Source organism: Dyadobacter sp. HNCC25DJ184, from assembly GCF_056895215.1.
Genome location: NZ_JBXHAQ010000004.1, coordinates 13,109 through 27,671 on the forward strand (window position 1 = coordinate 13,109; position 14,563 = coordinate 27,671).

The window sequence follows — 14,563 nt, forward strand, 5'->3', positions numbered from 1 at the left end:
AGGATAATTCGACAGGGGAGCCTAAACTATTAGGCTATTGTGCAAGAATTTTAATGTTCTTTGTCATATTACCCTTCCGGTAGGACAAAGTATAGATGCCCGTCGCCAAAGGATTTACAGGTAAAAGGTCAACAATATCCTGCTGCCCAGGCCGGATGGCAAATGGAATTTTCTGCCCGCGGCTGTTAACCAAAACGAGATCTTCGGCATTAATTTTATACAACCTCACCCTCACCAAATTATTGTTGATCAGCGGATTAGGAGCTACCAAAAATGCTGATTCATCAGGCCTCAATATCACGTCTTTAACATTGGAAGTTTCAAAGGTGAGATCCTTATCAATTATTTTTAATCTGTAATAATTGGCTCCCGGCGAGGCGGTTTTATCGATAAAAGAATATTGCGTTCTTCCCGTGCTATTTCCTGCGGCCGGAACGCTACCTATTTCGATAAATTCTCTCAAATCATTACTTCTTTCAATCACAAATTCCTTGCTGTCACGCTCATATGTAGTTTCCCAAGAAAGCAAAACTTCTTTTCCATATGCTTCTGCACTGAAATAAGTAAGCTCAACAGGAAGGGGAACGTCGGTGATGGAACCAGTAACGGTAATCGCGTCAAAGGCGATCAAACTATTGGGGCCACCCACACCAGTTGTACCAAAGGCATAGATCCGGAAGGCAAAAGTCGAATCGTCAATATTTTTAAAATTGACCGGAAAAGTTAGTTCTTGAAAAGTCTGTAAGCTGTTGATGATCAATGTATCCCCGATATTGGCTTGAAAACCATCCTGGCTGGAACGAACGGCAAACTTGGTCCCGCTCGAAGCACTTCCGCGACTCGCCCTGAAAGATATCGACTCAACATCAGACTGCATCATCGTCACATCAAACTTCAATTCAAAATAATCATTACCACTTTGCTTACTTCCCCAGTCGCGAAGATTATAGGCGTATCCGTCATTCCCGTCCGGGATATAATATTTATTATCTCCGAATATATTCGTGTTACCAGCATAAACATTGACGGTTTTGAGATCGGCTGGCAGAAAATTATCTGAACTGGATTCGCCCACCAAAGTGGAGTCGAGTTCCCATACGAGTGTATAATCAGTACCTGTTTGAGCCTTGGCGTTTATAGACAGCAACAGCAAAATGCCTGCCAGAAAACAAAAGAATGATCCTTGATGCGATGAAGAGTAATGGTGTTTCATAACATTGTCGTTCGTTGCGTAAAGAGGATTTTTGGCCCTGAATTTGCCGGCTGAATATGTTTTATGTGGCTGATATGCTGCCGCAAAATGATTCGGAAGGACACAAACAAAGATAAAAAATTAAAGCATCTGGCAACTAAAATATATTCTTTTTCAAATAGTTAGCCCACGGTTTGTAAAAACCATTAAGACAAGAAGGAACAATAAGACTTAACTTTTCTTAACTCCTCAATGGTTTACAACAAAAAAAGCCGTTTCCATTCAAAATGAACAGAAACGGCTTTCAAAATTTTAGTAAAGCAACGCTTAAAACTCAGCGCTCTTCGGATATCTTGGAAAAGGTATCACGTCGCGGATATTGCTCATTCCAGTAACAAATAGAACCAATCTTTCAAATCCAAGTCCGAAACCTGAGTGAGGAGCTGTTCCAAACTTGCGGGTTTCCAGGTACCACCAAAGGTTTTCCGGATCAATACCCACCTCGTTCACCCGTTCCAGCAACTTCTCATAATTATCTTCACGCTGACTTCCGCCAATAATTTCTCCGATTCCCGGGAATAACACGTCCATCGCTCTTACCGTCTTGCCGTCCTCGTCCAGCTTCATATAGAACGACTTGATCTCGCGCGGATAGTTGGTCAGAATGACCGGTTTTTTGAAATGTTTTTCTACCAGATAACGCTCATGCTCGCTGGAAAGGTCGATTCCCCATCCAACCGGGAACTGGAATTTCTTTTCCTTATGCGGTTTTGATTTCAAAAGAATCTCAATCGCCTCAGTATATGTCAACCGCTCAAACGGGTTGTTCACCACGAATTCCAGTTTTTCCAGCAAAGGAAGGGAGCGGTCTGCCTGCGGTTTATTTTTATCCTCTTCTTCAAGTCTTTTTTGCAGAAAATCCAGATCGTCTTTGCAGTTTTCCAACGCATATCCGATCACAGTTTTCACAAAATCTTCTGCAAGATCCATATTATCAGCCAGTTCGAAGAACGCCATTTCAGGCTCAATCATCCAGAATTCGGCCAGGTGACGGGTTGTGTTTGAGTTTTCAGCCCGGAAAGTAGGGCCGAAAGTATATATCTTCGAAAGAGCCATGGCACCCAGCTCGCCTTCCAGCTGTCCGGATACCGTGAGGTTAGCTTCCCGACCAAAGAAATCTTCTTTATAATTAATTTTCCCTTCGTCTGTTCTTGGCAATTTGTCGAGATCCAGAGTTGTGACACGGAACATTTCACCGGCTCCTTCTGCATCAGAAGCAGTAATGATCGGAGTGTGCAAGTAGAAAAATCCTTTGTCGTTGAAATATTTATGGACCGCAAACGCCAACGCATGACGCACCCGTAGGATCGCACCGAAAGTGTTGGTACGGGGACGCAAGTGGGCTATTTCTCTTAGAAATTCGAGGGAGTGTTTTTTGGGTTGTAATGGAAACTGATCAGGATCAGCAGTACCATATACCTCAATATCAGACACTTTCACTTCCACCGCCTGGCCTGAACCCATCGAAGGCACCATGGTTCCTTCAATTTTAAGACATGAACCGGTGGTAACCAATTGAATCAATTCCGTAGAAAACTGGCCTGGCTCAGCCACAGCCTGAATATTGTTAATGGTAGAGCCGTCGTTGATGGCGATGAAGATTGCGTTTTTGCTTTCACGTTTTGTTCGCACCCAACCTTTCAAAGTAACGTGCTGTCCTTCCGGAGAAGTTTTTAATAGATCTTTGATTTGCAACGGTCCCATTTCTGATGTATTTGTGGCTCTTTTTTTTGCTTAGAGCGTTAATTTTGTAGCGCTTAGCGTAAAAATTTAATTTGCCGCAAAACTACGAAATACACCCCGAAAACCTATTTGATCAGCAAACTAACTTTTGAAGGGCTATTCAAATGTGTTGTAAAGTTTAAATTTCTACATTTGTCAGCCATATTGTTCACAGTTTAAACGCAGAGTTCGCAAGTGTTGAACACAGCGTTACGGGAGTTTTTCCTTAATACCTGGATCAGGATAATATTTCCAACAAGATGTTAAAATGAAGTCACATAGGAAACTAAGAAACCCAGCTTTGAATTAAAATAATACTCTCCGTTATATCTTATGGCAATCTTCATTTCGTACTTAACGTAGCACTAAAACCCGATATTTAGCTTGAATAACCGCGTCGCAACCGTCCTTTCGGTCGTTTTTCATCCTCTGATCATCACCACATATTTGCTGGGAAGCCTGTTTCTTGTAACTCCCGATCTCGTTGGCGTCAGCGCATTGGAACTCAACGCCGTCGGCAGTTTGACCTTGCTCATATTCCTCAATACTTTCGTTGTCCCCTCCATCATCATCTATCATCTATATCGCTTCGGGTTCATCAGCTCCATGCATGTAGACGAACTCTCCGAACGAAGACTCCCATATATCATAAGTATAATCACTTATGCGACAGCCACTTATTTGTTTGGTTGGCAATTGCAACCAATTGGAGAGCTCGCCCCGCAAATATCGATATTACTTGCCAGCGTCACATTTTCATTAATCGTAGTCGCCGTAATCAGCCTGTTCTGGAAAATCAGTGCCCACGCCACGGGTCTCGGCGGTGCCATCGGCGTATTATTTTCCCTGCTCGTCCGCTATGACGAAAGCCTGTTATTACCTCTGTTACTCGCGACAGTTTTCCTGGCCGGCTTGGTCCTAAGTGCCAGACTACAACTAAACGCCCACTCTCCCCTCCAGATCACCATGGGTCTGCTGTGTGGCTTGTTGATTAGTATGGGGACGGTTTATCAGTTTTTTTAGGAGCTGTGTCTTGCTTTAAACGCAGAGTTAGCAGAGTATCACGCGGAGTTGCGCAGGAATACCTCAGCGAAACTCCGCGCAAAAACTCCCTTAAACTCTGCGTTTAAACAACTAACTCCGGTCAGCTATTAGTGCTTTTGTTTTAAACGCAGAGTTAGCAGAGTATCACGCGAAGTTGCGCAGGAATACCTCAGCGAAACTCCGCGCAAAAACTCCCTTAAACTCTGCGTTTAAACAACTAACTCCGGTCAGCTATTAGTGCTTTTGTTTTAAACGCAGAGTTAGCAGAGTATCACGCGGAGTTGCATAGAAATACCTCAGCGAAACTCCGCGCAAAAACTCCCTTAAACTCTGCGTTTAAACAACTAACTCCGGTCAGCTATTAGTGCTTTTGTTTTAAACGCAGAGTTAGCAGAGTAACACGTCGAGTTGCGCAGAAATACCTCAGCGAAACTCCGCGCAAAAACCCCCTTAAACTCTGCGTTTAAGCCAGTAACTTAGAAAACTAAAAGCCGATACCTAACCGCTAATAGCCATCCATGTTTCTCATCTACAACAAAACCGACGGCGTAGCCAGAATCAGTCTCAACAGACCGGAGGTATATCACGCACTGCACCCGGAACTCATATCCGAAATCACCGCCGCGATCCACGATGCCTGGAAAGACGATACCATCAGAGTGGTACTCCTCACCGCCGAAGGGTATACTGCGTTTTGCTCCGGGGCCGACCTCAAGGCTTTTGCTGACTCCAAACTCAACGTAAAAAATACCCTGGTGACATACTATAACCCCATGGTAACGGCCATCCGCAATATCCCGAAGCCAGTAATATGCCGACTCAACGGACTGGCCGCAGGAGCTGGTGCGTCTTTGTCGCTGAGCTGCGATATGGTCATCGCGCCGGATACAGCTTATTTCGCTTTCTTATTTGTACAACTCGGCCTCATGCCCGACGCAGGAGCGAATTGGTTTTTACCGAGATTGGTAGGTACTGCAAGAGCTTTTGAACTGGCGAGCACCGGACGAAAGATATATGCCCCCGAAGCAAAGGAAATCGGCCTGATAACCCATTCCGTACCAGCAGACAAACTCGACGAAAAAGTAGCCGAAGTAGTACAATATTATCGTCAGGCCCCCACCAAAGCGATTGCTGCCATGAAGAAATTGATCAACCAGTCATTGGAATCTGATCTTAAATCCATATTAAACAACGAAGCAACAGAGCAGCAAAATTTAAGCGAAACGGCTGATTTCCAAGAAGGTGTCAAATCATTTCTCACTAAAACAAAACCACATTTTACAGGAAAGTAAAAAATATCAACATTTTTTAAACCCTACGTTTGGACAATAAAATCCGACTACCTATCTTTGCAGTCCAATTCAGAAATGAGTTGAACGAAAATAAACGGTTTCGTAGCTCAATTGGATAGAGCACCTGACTACGGATCAGGAGGTTTGGGGTTCGAATCCCTACGAGACCACACTAACACAAACTAACCCGCTAATTATCAATTAATTAGCGGGTTTTTTATTTCCACGGGGACAGTTTGGGGGACAGTTTTTGTTAATTACTAAACTGACTGCCGTTAGAGACTATCTTTTTTAAGTTTTGGGATAATTGTACCATGGCTGGTAATTTCTACATCATTAACAAGACTTTTAGTCTTGTTAAGTGACGCAATCGCGACCTCATCGGAATATTTCATAGATCGAGTTAAATTTAGATATTCCTGAAGCTCAGATTCACTCAGTCCAACTAATCTTTCCTTGTCCTGCAGTCTTCTGATGCTCATTATCGCCTCATCGCGTGTCGAAGTCTGGACTTTTGTTATGAAGTTCGAAGTATATTTATTAGTCCCCATTTGCTCAAGTTGACTAAGTCGCCTATCCATAACTCGTAATAGCCCCAAAATTTCGGAGGTGACATCATCTACATCACGAGTTTCGACTTTCAATGTCTGAGGCCTTGAATTTACAATTTTCGTGATGGAGTTATTGAATACTTCCCATTCCCTTGAGAAAATGTCGGAAAAAACATCATCCTGTAAAGGTTTTAACAAACTGCCATTTATCGATCTTAGAATGTTTAACATACTTTTCTTGGAATACTCGTTTAGCTGAAATTGAGCAAGTGGTCCTTTAACCTCGGTGTTGGTCAAGTCAAACAGGATTACATGAACTCGATTATCAGAAAGCCCCTTAGCAAGAGCTCCCGACTCGAACAAAATCCATGGATTATCCTTATTTTCGGGAGTCAAACAAACAATTCCTACATTACTCGCACCTAATACGTTTTGAACCTTCCGCGCCCACTGCTCACCACTATCAATATCAAGACTTGACATAAAAGGATCGGTTTCCTGGAGCATACGTGACAATAATCCCTTAATATGAATTGCACATTCTCTACTTCTTTGTTCTGACCAACTGATAAAGACCTTCATAATAGACTACTCTAAGGATAGATTTCGCAACTTTTGGTTAAGTAAACGTAAAGTCGAGCAAAAACGTCATTTACTCGCTCTTAAAATTGGGATTGCATTGGTCAAATGAAGAATAATTGCGAGATTGAAGAAGTCATAACTTGGGAACAGCAAAAAGTAACAACAAAAATTGTAAAGAATGAGATTTTCGGAAAGAATCGGAATTACCAAGGTCAAAGAAGTCATTCAAATAGACCAAATAGATGCTCAATTAAAAAATTCCTTATGGAACGTTTATTACATTTTGTTAGGTGAGACAATGTATAGACAACAAGGGAAAAGTGAATTGATGAAATATTTGGATGACCAATTTAGTAGGCTATGGTGGCATTTTTTTGAAAGGAAAATAAATGATTTACCACTCGACCTCAACGGTAAATTTCATTTTATACACAAATTTTTTTTTTCCTGTCCATGGTATCAGGTATATGAGTTGATAGAAGAAATATCCAAGGATCTCGCGGATTTTGCGGAAAGCGACATGCGAAATTACTGGATGAAAGAAATCCACGAGGCCTTTGATACGCGAATAAATCAATTTCTCGAACAACATTTGTCTGCCTATCGACTTGTCAAAGGCAATATTATCCCTGTGGTTAGTCTACCAGAAATTAATTCGATAGAAGAAGCAATCGACGAAACCTCGAATGCAAAGTTTAGCGGAGCCAATACTCATTTAATAACTTCTTTGGAACTCCTCTCTACTAAACCAATTGGAGATTACAGAAATTCAATCAAAGAGTCAATCTCAGCAGTCGAATCCGCTCTGAAAATTATCGCCAACAAACCTAAGGCCGATTTTGGTGAAGCATTCGGAACAGTTTGTAAAATGTTCGAGATTGACGGAGCATTAAAAAGTTCATTTTCAAGTATTTACGGATATACTAATAGCAACGGTAGTAGGCACGGAATGTTCGAAAAATCTGAAGTAAGTCAGGAAGAGGCAGTCTTTATGCTGGTCACTTGTAGTGCATTTGTAAACCTATTAACTTCTAAATTTAGCAAGTTAAGGACTCTCCAATCTTAACGCAATACAACAACCCTGTTGGTAGGAACTTATTATGGACGTTAACGAAATACCAAATCATATCAAACTTCGCCTTTTACTTACTTCCGATGGAGTTTCATACAATAAATTTTATTGGTTTGAAATGAAAAATAATGATTTTTACTGGGGCTCTTCCTATCCAAGTGCTGCTGCCGAGCCTTCAAATTACAATGGACTGGAAACTCTAATAAGTATTCCTGAAGACATCGATCAACTGCCCAAGACACATGGCAAATATTCATATCATGAAAGTGGCATTATGCATTATAAGGACTTTTCTGGAAGCGATAACGCGAAACACTCGATAAGAAATAAATGGAGGGTAAAAGAAGAGATCAATGAGCCCGTAAGGTTTCTCACGATCATCTGTCGTACTTTAAAACATTATGATCGCACTATTTCCAACCCCCGAAAGAGTAATACATATACAAAAGTTCTACAATTCAGTCCAAACCACCTCAACCACCGACTTTATTTGGAGTTTTTCCTCTCTCCACCAGGAAGATTCCCGGCTCCAAATGATTTTATAAAGTTTAATGGGGCGATCCCGACAACTAACGTTACATTTCACTCACTAAACAAGAATTTAATCCTTGGTATCAAATATGCCATTATGGGAGAGGGAGATCCATTAAATGAATGGCATCCTGACAAAGAGTTTCTGTTTTTGCCAAATTACCTTGACAGGAATTGACTTACCAAACTATTGAGAACAAGTATGGCGTGGTTAGGGGGATTCGAACCCCCTCCTTCCCCCGGTGTCTAATTGCAAAAATTCAGAAAGATCGCTTCCAATTGTTATAGTGTTTAGGATGCCAGACTAACCACGGAAGGGACGCCATAACGATTAACTTAACTACCGAATTCATTGTTTTCTTATTCATAAAAGTTATTTTAGTTTTTCCCAATTCCACTGTGGCACTGACAATTAAACCTAATATAACCTCCGGTAGCAGACCAAATCCAAAATATTCACAAAACACCAAAATCTTTAAATCTTATTCAGTCACGACACGATTAGCTATTCTTTCCTAGGAAACTTCATAGCTCTTCTACTTTATTTTCGCTGATTTATCAACTATTCTATCCTGTACAAGAGAAAATCCTCCAAAAAACACCCCATCACTACCGCCTCTACCGCTCACTTTTGTGTAATTTGGTATGAAACATTTTAACACCTCATGCCCAATTTGGCGTATTGCATATATATGAGCATCAGTCAATGGTTTCATATCATTCTCATCTCCAGCCAGTAACCCCAATGACTTTCCTGTACGGATATCATCGTAATTTTGCTCAATAGTTGGATCAACATGAGCCCCACCATCCTTGTCAGCAACTTTCCCAACGAGTTGATCCCTAGTTAGAGGCACACTGACTCTATCGTCGATTATCACCTCTTGCCACCAGTCGTTTATTGTCATAGTTCTCAAACATGGAACCTCATCCAATGGCGCAAAATAAACAAATTCACCACCGTCAAAAGAGATCGTTGTAATTCCATTGTAGGCGTCGAACATACCTTCCTCCAGCGGAATAGCAGTACTAACTATTTCCCAATTTCCAATTCCTAAAAGGTCAATCAAAGATTTCGACCTTCTAGTACTCCGAAACATTAATCGTAATGTTGATGCTATTCTCTTGAATTCAATGGTAACTCCATTGTCAAATGCATCACATGAAATTTGCAGAAATGCCAGTTGCTCGTCAAGATGACTCTTTAACTCCTCCCGCGTTAGTACAATATCTCCCATCATTCGGTTTTGTAAACTTTGATGCAACCTTCTAATAATCAAAACACTTACGTATAGCGTACGTGGTAATTGATAAAATAGTTCAAAATTGTATCCTTTCTCCCAAATTATCCAGAGCATTGTCAATTCGTTACCAAATGTGTTTTTTGACAGTGCATTTGCCATTTCAAGCACTGTAAATATCAAACCCTTTACTCGAACCGTGCCTGACCCTATGCCTGACCTTTTTTCGGTTAAGCAAACTTCACTTACCCCTGAACCGGCCACGATACCTACCATTTTTGGCAAGACAAAATTTCTAACAATTGTCATCTTCACTTCCATCAAACATATCCCAGTAATTTAACAGAGCTCACCCAAAACAAAATCCCTCATACTTCCATATGAGGGATTAACAATATCAGCATTCGCTCAATTTCTATTTTGATTTTAAATTGAATTTAGCCACCTCGTCCACAACCTCCTGTAATGCCCTATGAAGGCAGTGCAAACTATCTAATCGACTGGAATTAAAATTCGAACCGTCCTCCCTTGCAAAGTAGAACGTGAAAACATCAGCTAAATCACTTTTTAGTTCCAGAACATCAGAAACATCCTTTGTTAAGTAGGATAAAAAAAACTCATTCAGTGGTTTGGGTGAACCTGTCACATGATTGTTGTTTTGTGCAGACATTGGATTTTAGGCATTTATGTAGTGAAACAATCAAATACGGGCTGTTCCTTTCCGTGCCTAAGTATCCAATGGAGTACTGAAGGTTTTCAAACCTTCCGGATGAAACAGCCCGTATTCGGGCATACATATTGTTTTGAGTCTCGAAAGACCGAGATTGTAAGGGCATCGCTGCTCCATTGTAATACTTAGGCATCTCAAAAGTAGTCGTGGTTGAATTATTATCCAAACATCCCTAAACATTCTTAAAATTAATTCGCTCTGCCTTGTCATTGCATTATCAAATGCGTTCTCAAAATTTGAAAGAGCGTTCTAATCAAAATGAATTTAAAACATATCATTTTAGCAGATTTTTGCCCGCATATTTAAAACAGTTCTTAAAAAAATCCAGAAAAAATGGCAAAACCCATTTTGTAAAATTCTGATAGTCATTCGGTTGTAAAGCCTGTAACGCATTACGTTTCCAAAAGTAACCCGCAAACCACCTTAACCTAATTGCCTGCCTAACCATCCGCTCGAACAGTGGTTAACCGTTTTTTAGTTAGGCAATTAGGTTATTCCTTACTACCATCAAAAAATTCTACCGTTATATCCTTTTGCATAGCCAATTCTCTTTTGTCCATCAACCCTAGATCACGGGCAATGATGTTTGCATTGAAGAGGCCAGCCGCCGCACCGGTAAACTTTTGATCGTAAATGGTTTCCTCTATGCGCGTAATGACCTCGGAAAAATCTTCGCTGGTCAAATCATGTTTCATTCTTAAACTCTCCTTGAAATCGGAAAAATACCCGGTATTACATCTCAAATACAAACAAAGTCCTTGCATCGTGAACGGTCTCATTTTCGGTTTCTCAACCCTCATCGCCTCTTTACCCATAAAATCAACCTCTATCAAAGGATTTTGCTCGCAATGATTAAAGTATTCACATGCTGCGCTCCAAAGATCGTCAGGCGACGAAAATAGCCTCTCCCTGCCGTGTTTACTTCTTAACTTCCAAAACTGATTTCTTTTAGGTGCTGCCATAATTGATACTTTGCTAAGTGTGTGTATAGTGGTTAAACAAAAATAAGGCTCAGGCCATGATCTATGGTTCCTTTTTGTCGTAATGCTCCTTAGATGAGGCAAATTTTGAATTTCTATCGTAATTCTTTGGCCGGAATTCATTGCATGTTCCGATAGGTTTCACAAAGAAACGTCCTTTACCGCATCTCAAGCGCATTACTGCGTTGTCCAGAGTCGATTTGTTTTGTAGTTCCATTAACGTGCAATTCTGGCAGATTGGAGCTACCAAGCTGTTACGGTACGCCTGAACCCTCATTGCAGTTTTGAAATCGTATCCCATCGGTTGAGTAATTAAAAGTGTGTCTAAATGAGTATGAAATTGACTTAACAGTGTTAAATTTTGCTCGTTCGCTGAATGTTCAAGGATGATTTTAATACTTCTGTCTGCTCACTTGAGAGCCTGACAAATTCTCTTTGGTCAAAAAGAAAAGAACCGTTTGTAGCCCGGTCAATCCGTCTCTTTAAGTTATTCCGCGCGTTACTGTCTTTATTCCGGATATTATGAGCCAAATAGTACGATTCAGGATGATTGTGTTTCCTTCGGTTTTGGCGTTGAGGAAAGTTCAATAATTGATTTGTAACCTCCCCATTTTCCCTCAAAGTCCTTTCACTTACAAACCTGCTACCTGGTCTCTGATTTCCAATATTGATCCCGGTTATTTTGCAGGTGTTTTCTGGAGTGATTTTTAATTCTTTATCCTCTACTAATGGGGAACAATTGCACTGTATACTTGAACGGTGCAAACGTCCCTTTTTCGTCAAATCTTCACGGCCTTGCAAGTCGGTGCAAACGTCCCCACTTTTTGCCACGTTCAATGAGTTAAAATTGGCCTCTTTCCTGTCGTGCAAGTCGGTGCAAACATCCCCATTTTGTAGCTCTTCCCACTTGGTTTTTAATAGCTGCCTGACCTTTGCCTTTTGACTTTTCTCACCCATATACGTTAAAACAATTCGGGTATAGCCTGACAGTACCTTGCTCCTCCTCTTCGGGTTCAAATCTTCATATTTATTGACGTTTGTAGCGGCCTCGACAATGTTCTTTTCTTTTATAGAAAGTCTGTCATGTGAAAGGTCTTCATTGAGAACAATATTGTCCCATGTATTCAAAAGTAAATCACCCAAACCTGATAGTTTCCTCACGTTCTGTAAATCTTCCAGCGTCTTAATACCTACTTCGCGGAGGCAACGCATTTTGATTACTTTAACCTCAAACCTTAGCAAATGCTCAGAAAGCCCAAATTGAGTCCCTTTATCATAGCATTTTAGGATATAATCGAACACTTGAACATGTTTATAGCTGCCTTGTCCTTTTATCGGTGGTTGTTTAAACGACTTGTTTTTGTACCCCACTAACTGTTTTAAAAGTTCTCTGGGGCGCGTTGAGGTTCTTATATTAACGCCATACTCTATATTGTGAATTTCAACCCGTGACGGGTGAATTTGGAGCCATTCAGATATTCCGTGAACGGTATCCCATAGATCAACACGGGTAAAATCATTCCAGTTGTGAACTCCTCCGTTAAAATACTTATGCAAACTCCCCTCAATCGCAACCCTTCCAGAGTCGTAGACCTCGAATAATAAATCTTTGTATTTATTGGACACCCTTTTGCCTCGTACTTGTGAGAATGTCAAAACCGGGTCATTTAATAGCCGGGCGCACAACTCCAGATCATTTATAGCTATCTTTACAAAATCAATCATTCGCGTAACTGTGAATGGTTATTAATCGAACGATATTTAGAATAGGGCACGGATGATTTCGCGCCCTATTTTGTTTGCTATCGCCTCATTCCAGCTATAAAATCGTCTAAAAATTTCTGTTGCGCCGTTGGGTAAATCTTATACCCATTAAAAAAGTACAAGGTCATTTCTTTGAAGTCCGGAGAGAACTTGAAAAGGATGAATGAGGCAGTCTTGTTCCCGTTTTTACAGGACACATGGTTTCCAAAAAACCAATTTCCTCTTGTTTTTGATGGGATCAGCCCGGTAAAGAATAGGTATTTCCCTTTGACGACTCGACCCCGTATAATGTATTCCGCTCCGTTCCGTCTTATTTTCTCCACATGGGTTTCCTCAACCATTAACTCTTCGGGTACTTTTGAAAACGGTACTAATTCAGGCAGCCTCTGATAATAGCGAGTTTCTGGATTTCGCTCAAAATGAAGTTTACGGTAATCAGCTCTCATCTCTGTTTCGCCTCCCCCGAATTGATTTGTTTCAGTGCTGCCTTAACATCAGTGTCGTAGTATCGCACCCGACTTCCAATACGGTTCGCTATGATCTTGCCCGTTTTTGTCCACTCATTTAACGTAGGGAGCGAGATCCCGAGATAACGAGCTGTTTCGATCCTTGTATGAAGTTTGTGATTTTGGGGAGGAGTCACCGCCTCTTGGATGATTGGCCGAATAGTTCCGTCCACTGCGTCAGCTATTAAGCTGCGTAGATCATCTAGTGTGCATTGAATAGTGATATACTGTTGCATCATTTTACGGTTTTTGTTTAAATCTGCCGTAAAACAATGCAACTCCAAATTGAATAATCTACACTGTGTGTTTCACTGTGGATTCTTCGTTCAGCACAGATAAAAACTCAGATAAAACCTTTGACACTTCAACGCGCCTATGAGGCATAGGGTCAACCTCCCTCATTAATTCGGCAGATAAATTCTTTGAATTGTTATTCTCGAATCCTGTCACGTTCGCAATTAGAAAATCGGCTATTTCAGCCCATGAGTTAGAAATTATCTCTTCATTATAAAGTTGTCGTAATACATAGTAAAGTGCCACTTTATTACCTTTCTTTGCTCCCAATTTCAGTTTGACTCCCGAAGTTATATCTTTTACCTCTTTGGATAAATCAGAGGGATAGAGAAATGCCAATTCGTTGAATGTATTCACAAGTACGTCCGCAAGGCTCTCGAGTCTGTGAAGAGTTAATGTCTCCCTACTATTAATACTGTACTCCTGAGAATGTAAGCTATTAACATACTCGAACTTACCGTCGATATTTTCCTCATCAGAATGGTTCTCGCACTCCATTAATACCTTATGATAATCCCGGTTATACTTCTCCGAAATGAACCTTATCATGCCAAAATAGAAATCTGAATTGTTGTCCAATCGAGTATTATCTTTCTTTTCAAAATGAAATTTCCCTACGTCCCCAGTTCGTTTGGCGTGCCTAAAATGACTAATTCGATTTAAGACTGATAACTGATACTCTCTTTTATTCACTAGTTGTTTGATCGCCGTGAGTAGAGTCCCGTCAAAGATTAATCGGAAATTTACCCTTAATTTATCCATATACTTTTTTCTGTCGATCGAAATCCCCACGTTGCCTTTGATTTCCTCGGAGAGCCGCTCAGGGTCTGGATATAGATCAGGGACTAAAAATTCAATTGTTTCCTTTACTTCGAGATAACCTCTCAATTCCAACTCACCAGTTTCCTTCTCCTCAATAAACCGATCAAAAAAAGCCTTCGCCTGATTCGTATATCTTTCATTTTCATTATTAAAATCCATCATCTTTAATCGAACGCTGTC

The 14,563-nt window shown here is 40.8% G+C and carries 12 protein-coding genes and 1 tRNA gene; 5 read left to right on the plus strand and 8 right to left on the minus strand.

What is annotated here, in order from left to right:
- Nucleotides 1-34 precede the first annotated feature (34 nt).
- Together AC1XUD_RS07060 and asnS are read right to left on the minus strand one after the other, a co-directional pair.
- Nucleotides 35-1,213, minus strand: coding sequence for a T9SS type A sorting domain-containing protein (locus AC1XUD_RS07060; RefSeq protein WP_483360272.1), 1,179 nt, complete (start codon nt 1,211-1,213; stop codon nt 35-37).
- Nucleotides 1,214-1,519: 306 nt separating this feature from the next.
- Nucleotides 1,520-2,956, minus strand: a complete 1,437-nt coding sequence (gene asnS, locus AC1XUD_RS07065) for an asparagine--tRNA ligase (protein ID WP_483360273.1) — start codon at nt 2,954-2,956, stop codon at nt 1,520-1,522.
- Between the two features lie 402 nt (nt 2,957-3,358).
- On the opposite strand from asnS, the gene AC1XUD_RS07070 reads away from it, so the two are divergent.
- The 3 genes from AC1XUD_RS07070 to AC1XUD_RS07080 all read left to right on the plus strand — a co-directional run bounded on the left by AC1XUD_RS07070 (nt 3,359) and on the right by AC1XUD_RS07080 (nt 5,480).
- Nucleotides 3,359-3,997, plus strand: a complete 639-nt coding sequence (locus tag AC1XUD_RS07070; protein WP_483360274.1) for a hypothetical protein — start codon at nt 3,359-3,361, stop codon at nt 3,995-3,997.
- 539 nt (nt 3,998-4,536) lie between these two features.
- A complete protein-coding gene (locus AC1XUD_RS07075) occupies nt 4,537-5,310 on the plus strand; it encodes an enoyl-CoA hydratase/isomerase family protein (RefSeq protein WP_483360275.1) in 774 nt (257 codons plus the stop codon).
- Between the two features lie 96 nt (nt 5,311-5,406).
- Nucleotides 5,407-5,480 (plus strand) — tRNA-Arg (locus tag AC1XUD_RS07080).
- Between the two features lie 105 nt (nt 5,481-5,585).
- Here AC1XUD_RS07080 and AC1XUD_RS07085 read toward each other — a convergent pair.
- Nucleotides 5,586-6,443 (minus strand): TIR domain-containing protein, encoded by an 858-nt coding sequence (locus AC1XUD_RS07085; protein WP_483360276.1) that lies wholly within the window; start codon nt 6,441-6,443, stop codon nt 5,586-5,588.
- A 178-nt stretch (nt 6,444-6,621) separates the two neighbouring features.
- Between AC1XUD_RS07085 and AC1XUD_RS07090 the strand changes: the two genes are divergently transcribed.
- A complete protein-coding gene (locus AC1XUD_RS07090; protein WP_483360277.1) occupies nt 6,622-7,509 on the plus strand; it encodes an AbiJ-NTD4 domain-containing protein in 888 nt (295 codons plus the stop codon).
- A 124-nt stretch (nt 7,510-7,633) separates the two neighbouring features.
- Nucleotides 7,634-8,224, plus strand: a complete 591-nt coding sequence (locus tag AC1XUD_RS07095; RefSeq protein ID WP_483360278.1) for a hypothetical protein — start codon at nt 7,634-7,636, stop codon at nt 8,222-8,224.
- A 358-nt stretch (nt 8,225-8,582) separates the two neighbouring features.
- On the opposite strand, the gene AC1XUD_RS07100 is transcribed toward AC1XUD_RS07095, so the two are convergent.
- From AC1XUD_RS07100 to AC1XUD_RS07120, 5 genes are all read right to left on the minus strand, one after another.
- Nucleotides 8,583-9,611 carry a hypothetical protein gene (locus tag AC1XUD_RS07100; protein ID WP_483360279.1) on the minus strand — a complete coding sequence of 343 codons (1,029 nt, stop codon included), beginning with the start codon at nt 9,609-9,611 and terminating at the stop codon, nt 8,583-8,585.
- A gap of 897 nt (nt 9,612-10,508) precedes the next feature.
- Complete coding sequence (locus AC1XUD_RS07105) at nt 10,509-10,979, minus strand: DNA-packaging protein (protein WP_483360280.1); 471 nt, start codon at nt 10,977-10,979, stop codon at nt 10,509-10,511.
- Nucleotides 10,980-11,351: 372 nt separating this feature from the next.
- Nucleotides 11,352-12,722 carry a hypothetical protein gene (locus AC1XUD_RS07110; RefSeq protein WP_483360281.1) on the minus strand — a complete coding sequence of 457 codons (1,371 nt, stop codon included), beginning with the start codon at nt 12,720-12,722 and terminating at the stop codon, nt 11,352-11,354.
- A gap of 481 nt (nt 12,723-13,203) precedes the next feature.
- A complete protein-coding gene (locus AC1XUD_RS07115; protein WP_483360282.1) occupies nt 13,204-13,506 on the minus strand; it encodes an excisionase family DNA-binding protein in 303 nt (100 codons plus the stop codon).
- A gap of 55 nt (nt 13,507-13,561) precedes the next feature.
- Entirely contained in the window at nt 13,562-14,545 is a 984-nt protein-coding gene (locus AC1XUD_RS07120) for a hypothetical protein (protein WP_483360283.1), read from the minus strand.
- Nucleotides 14,546-14,563 lie beyond the last annotated feature (18 nt).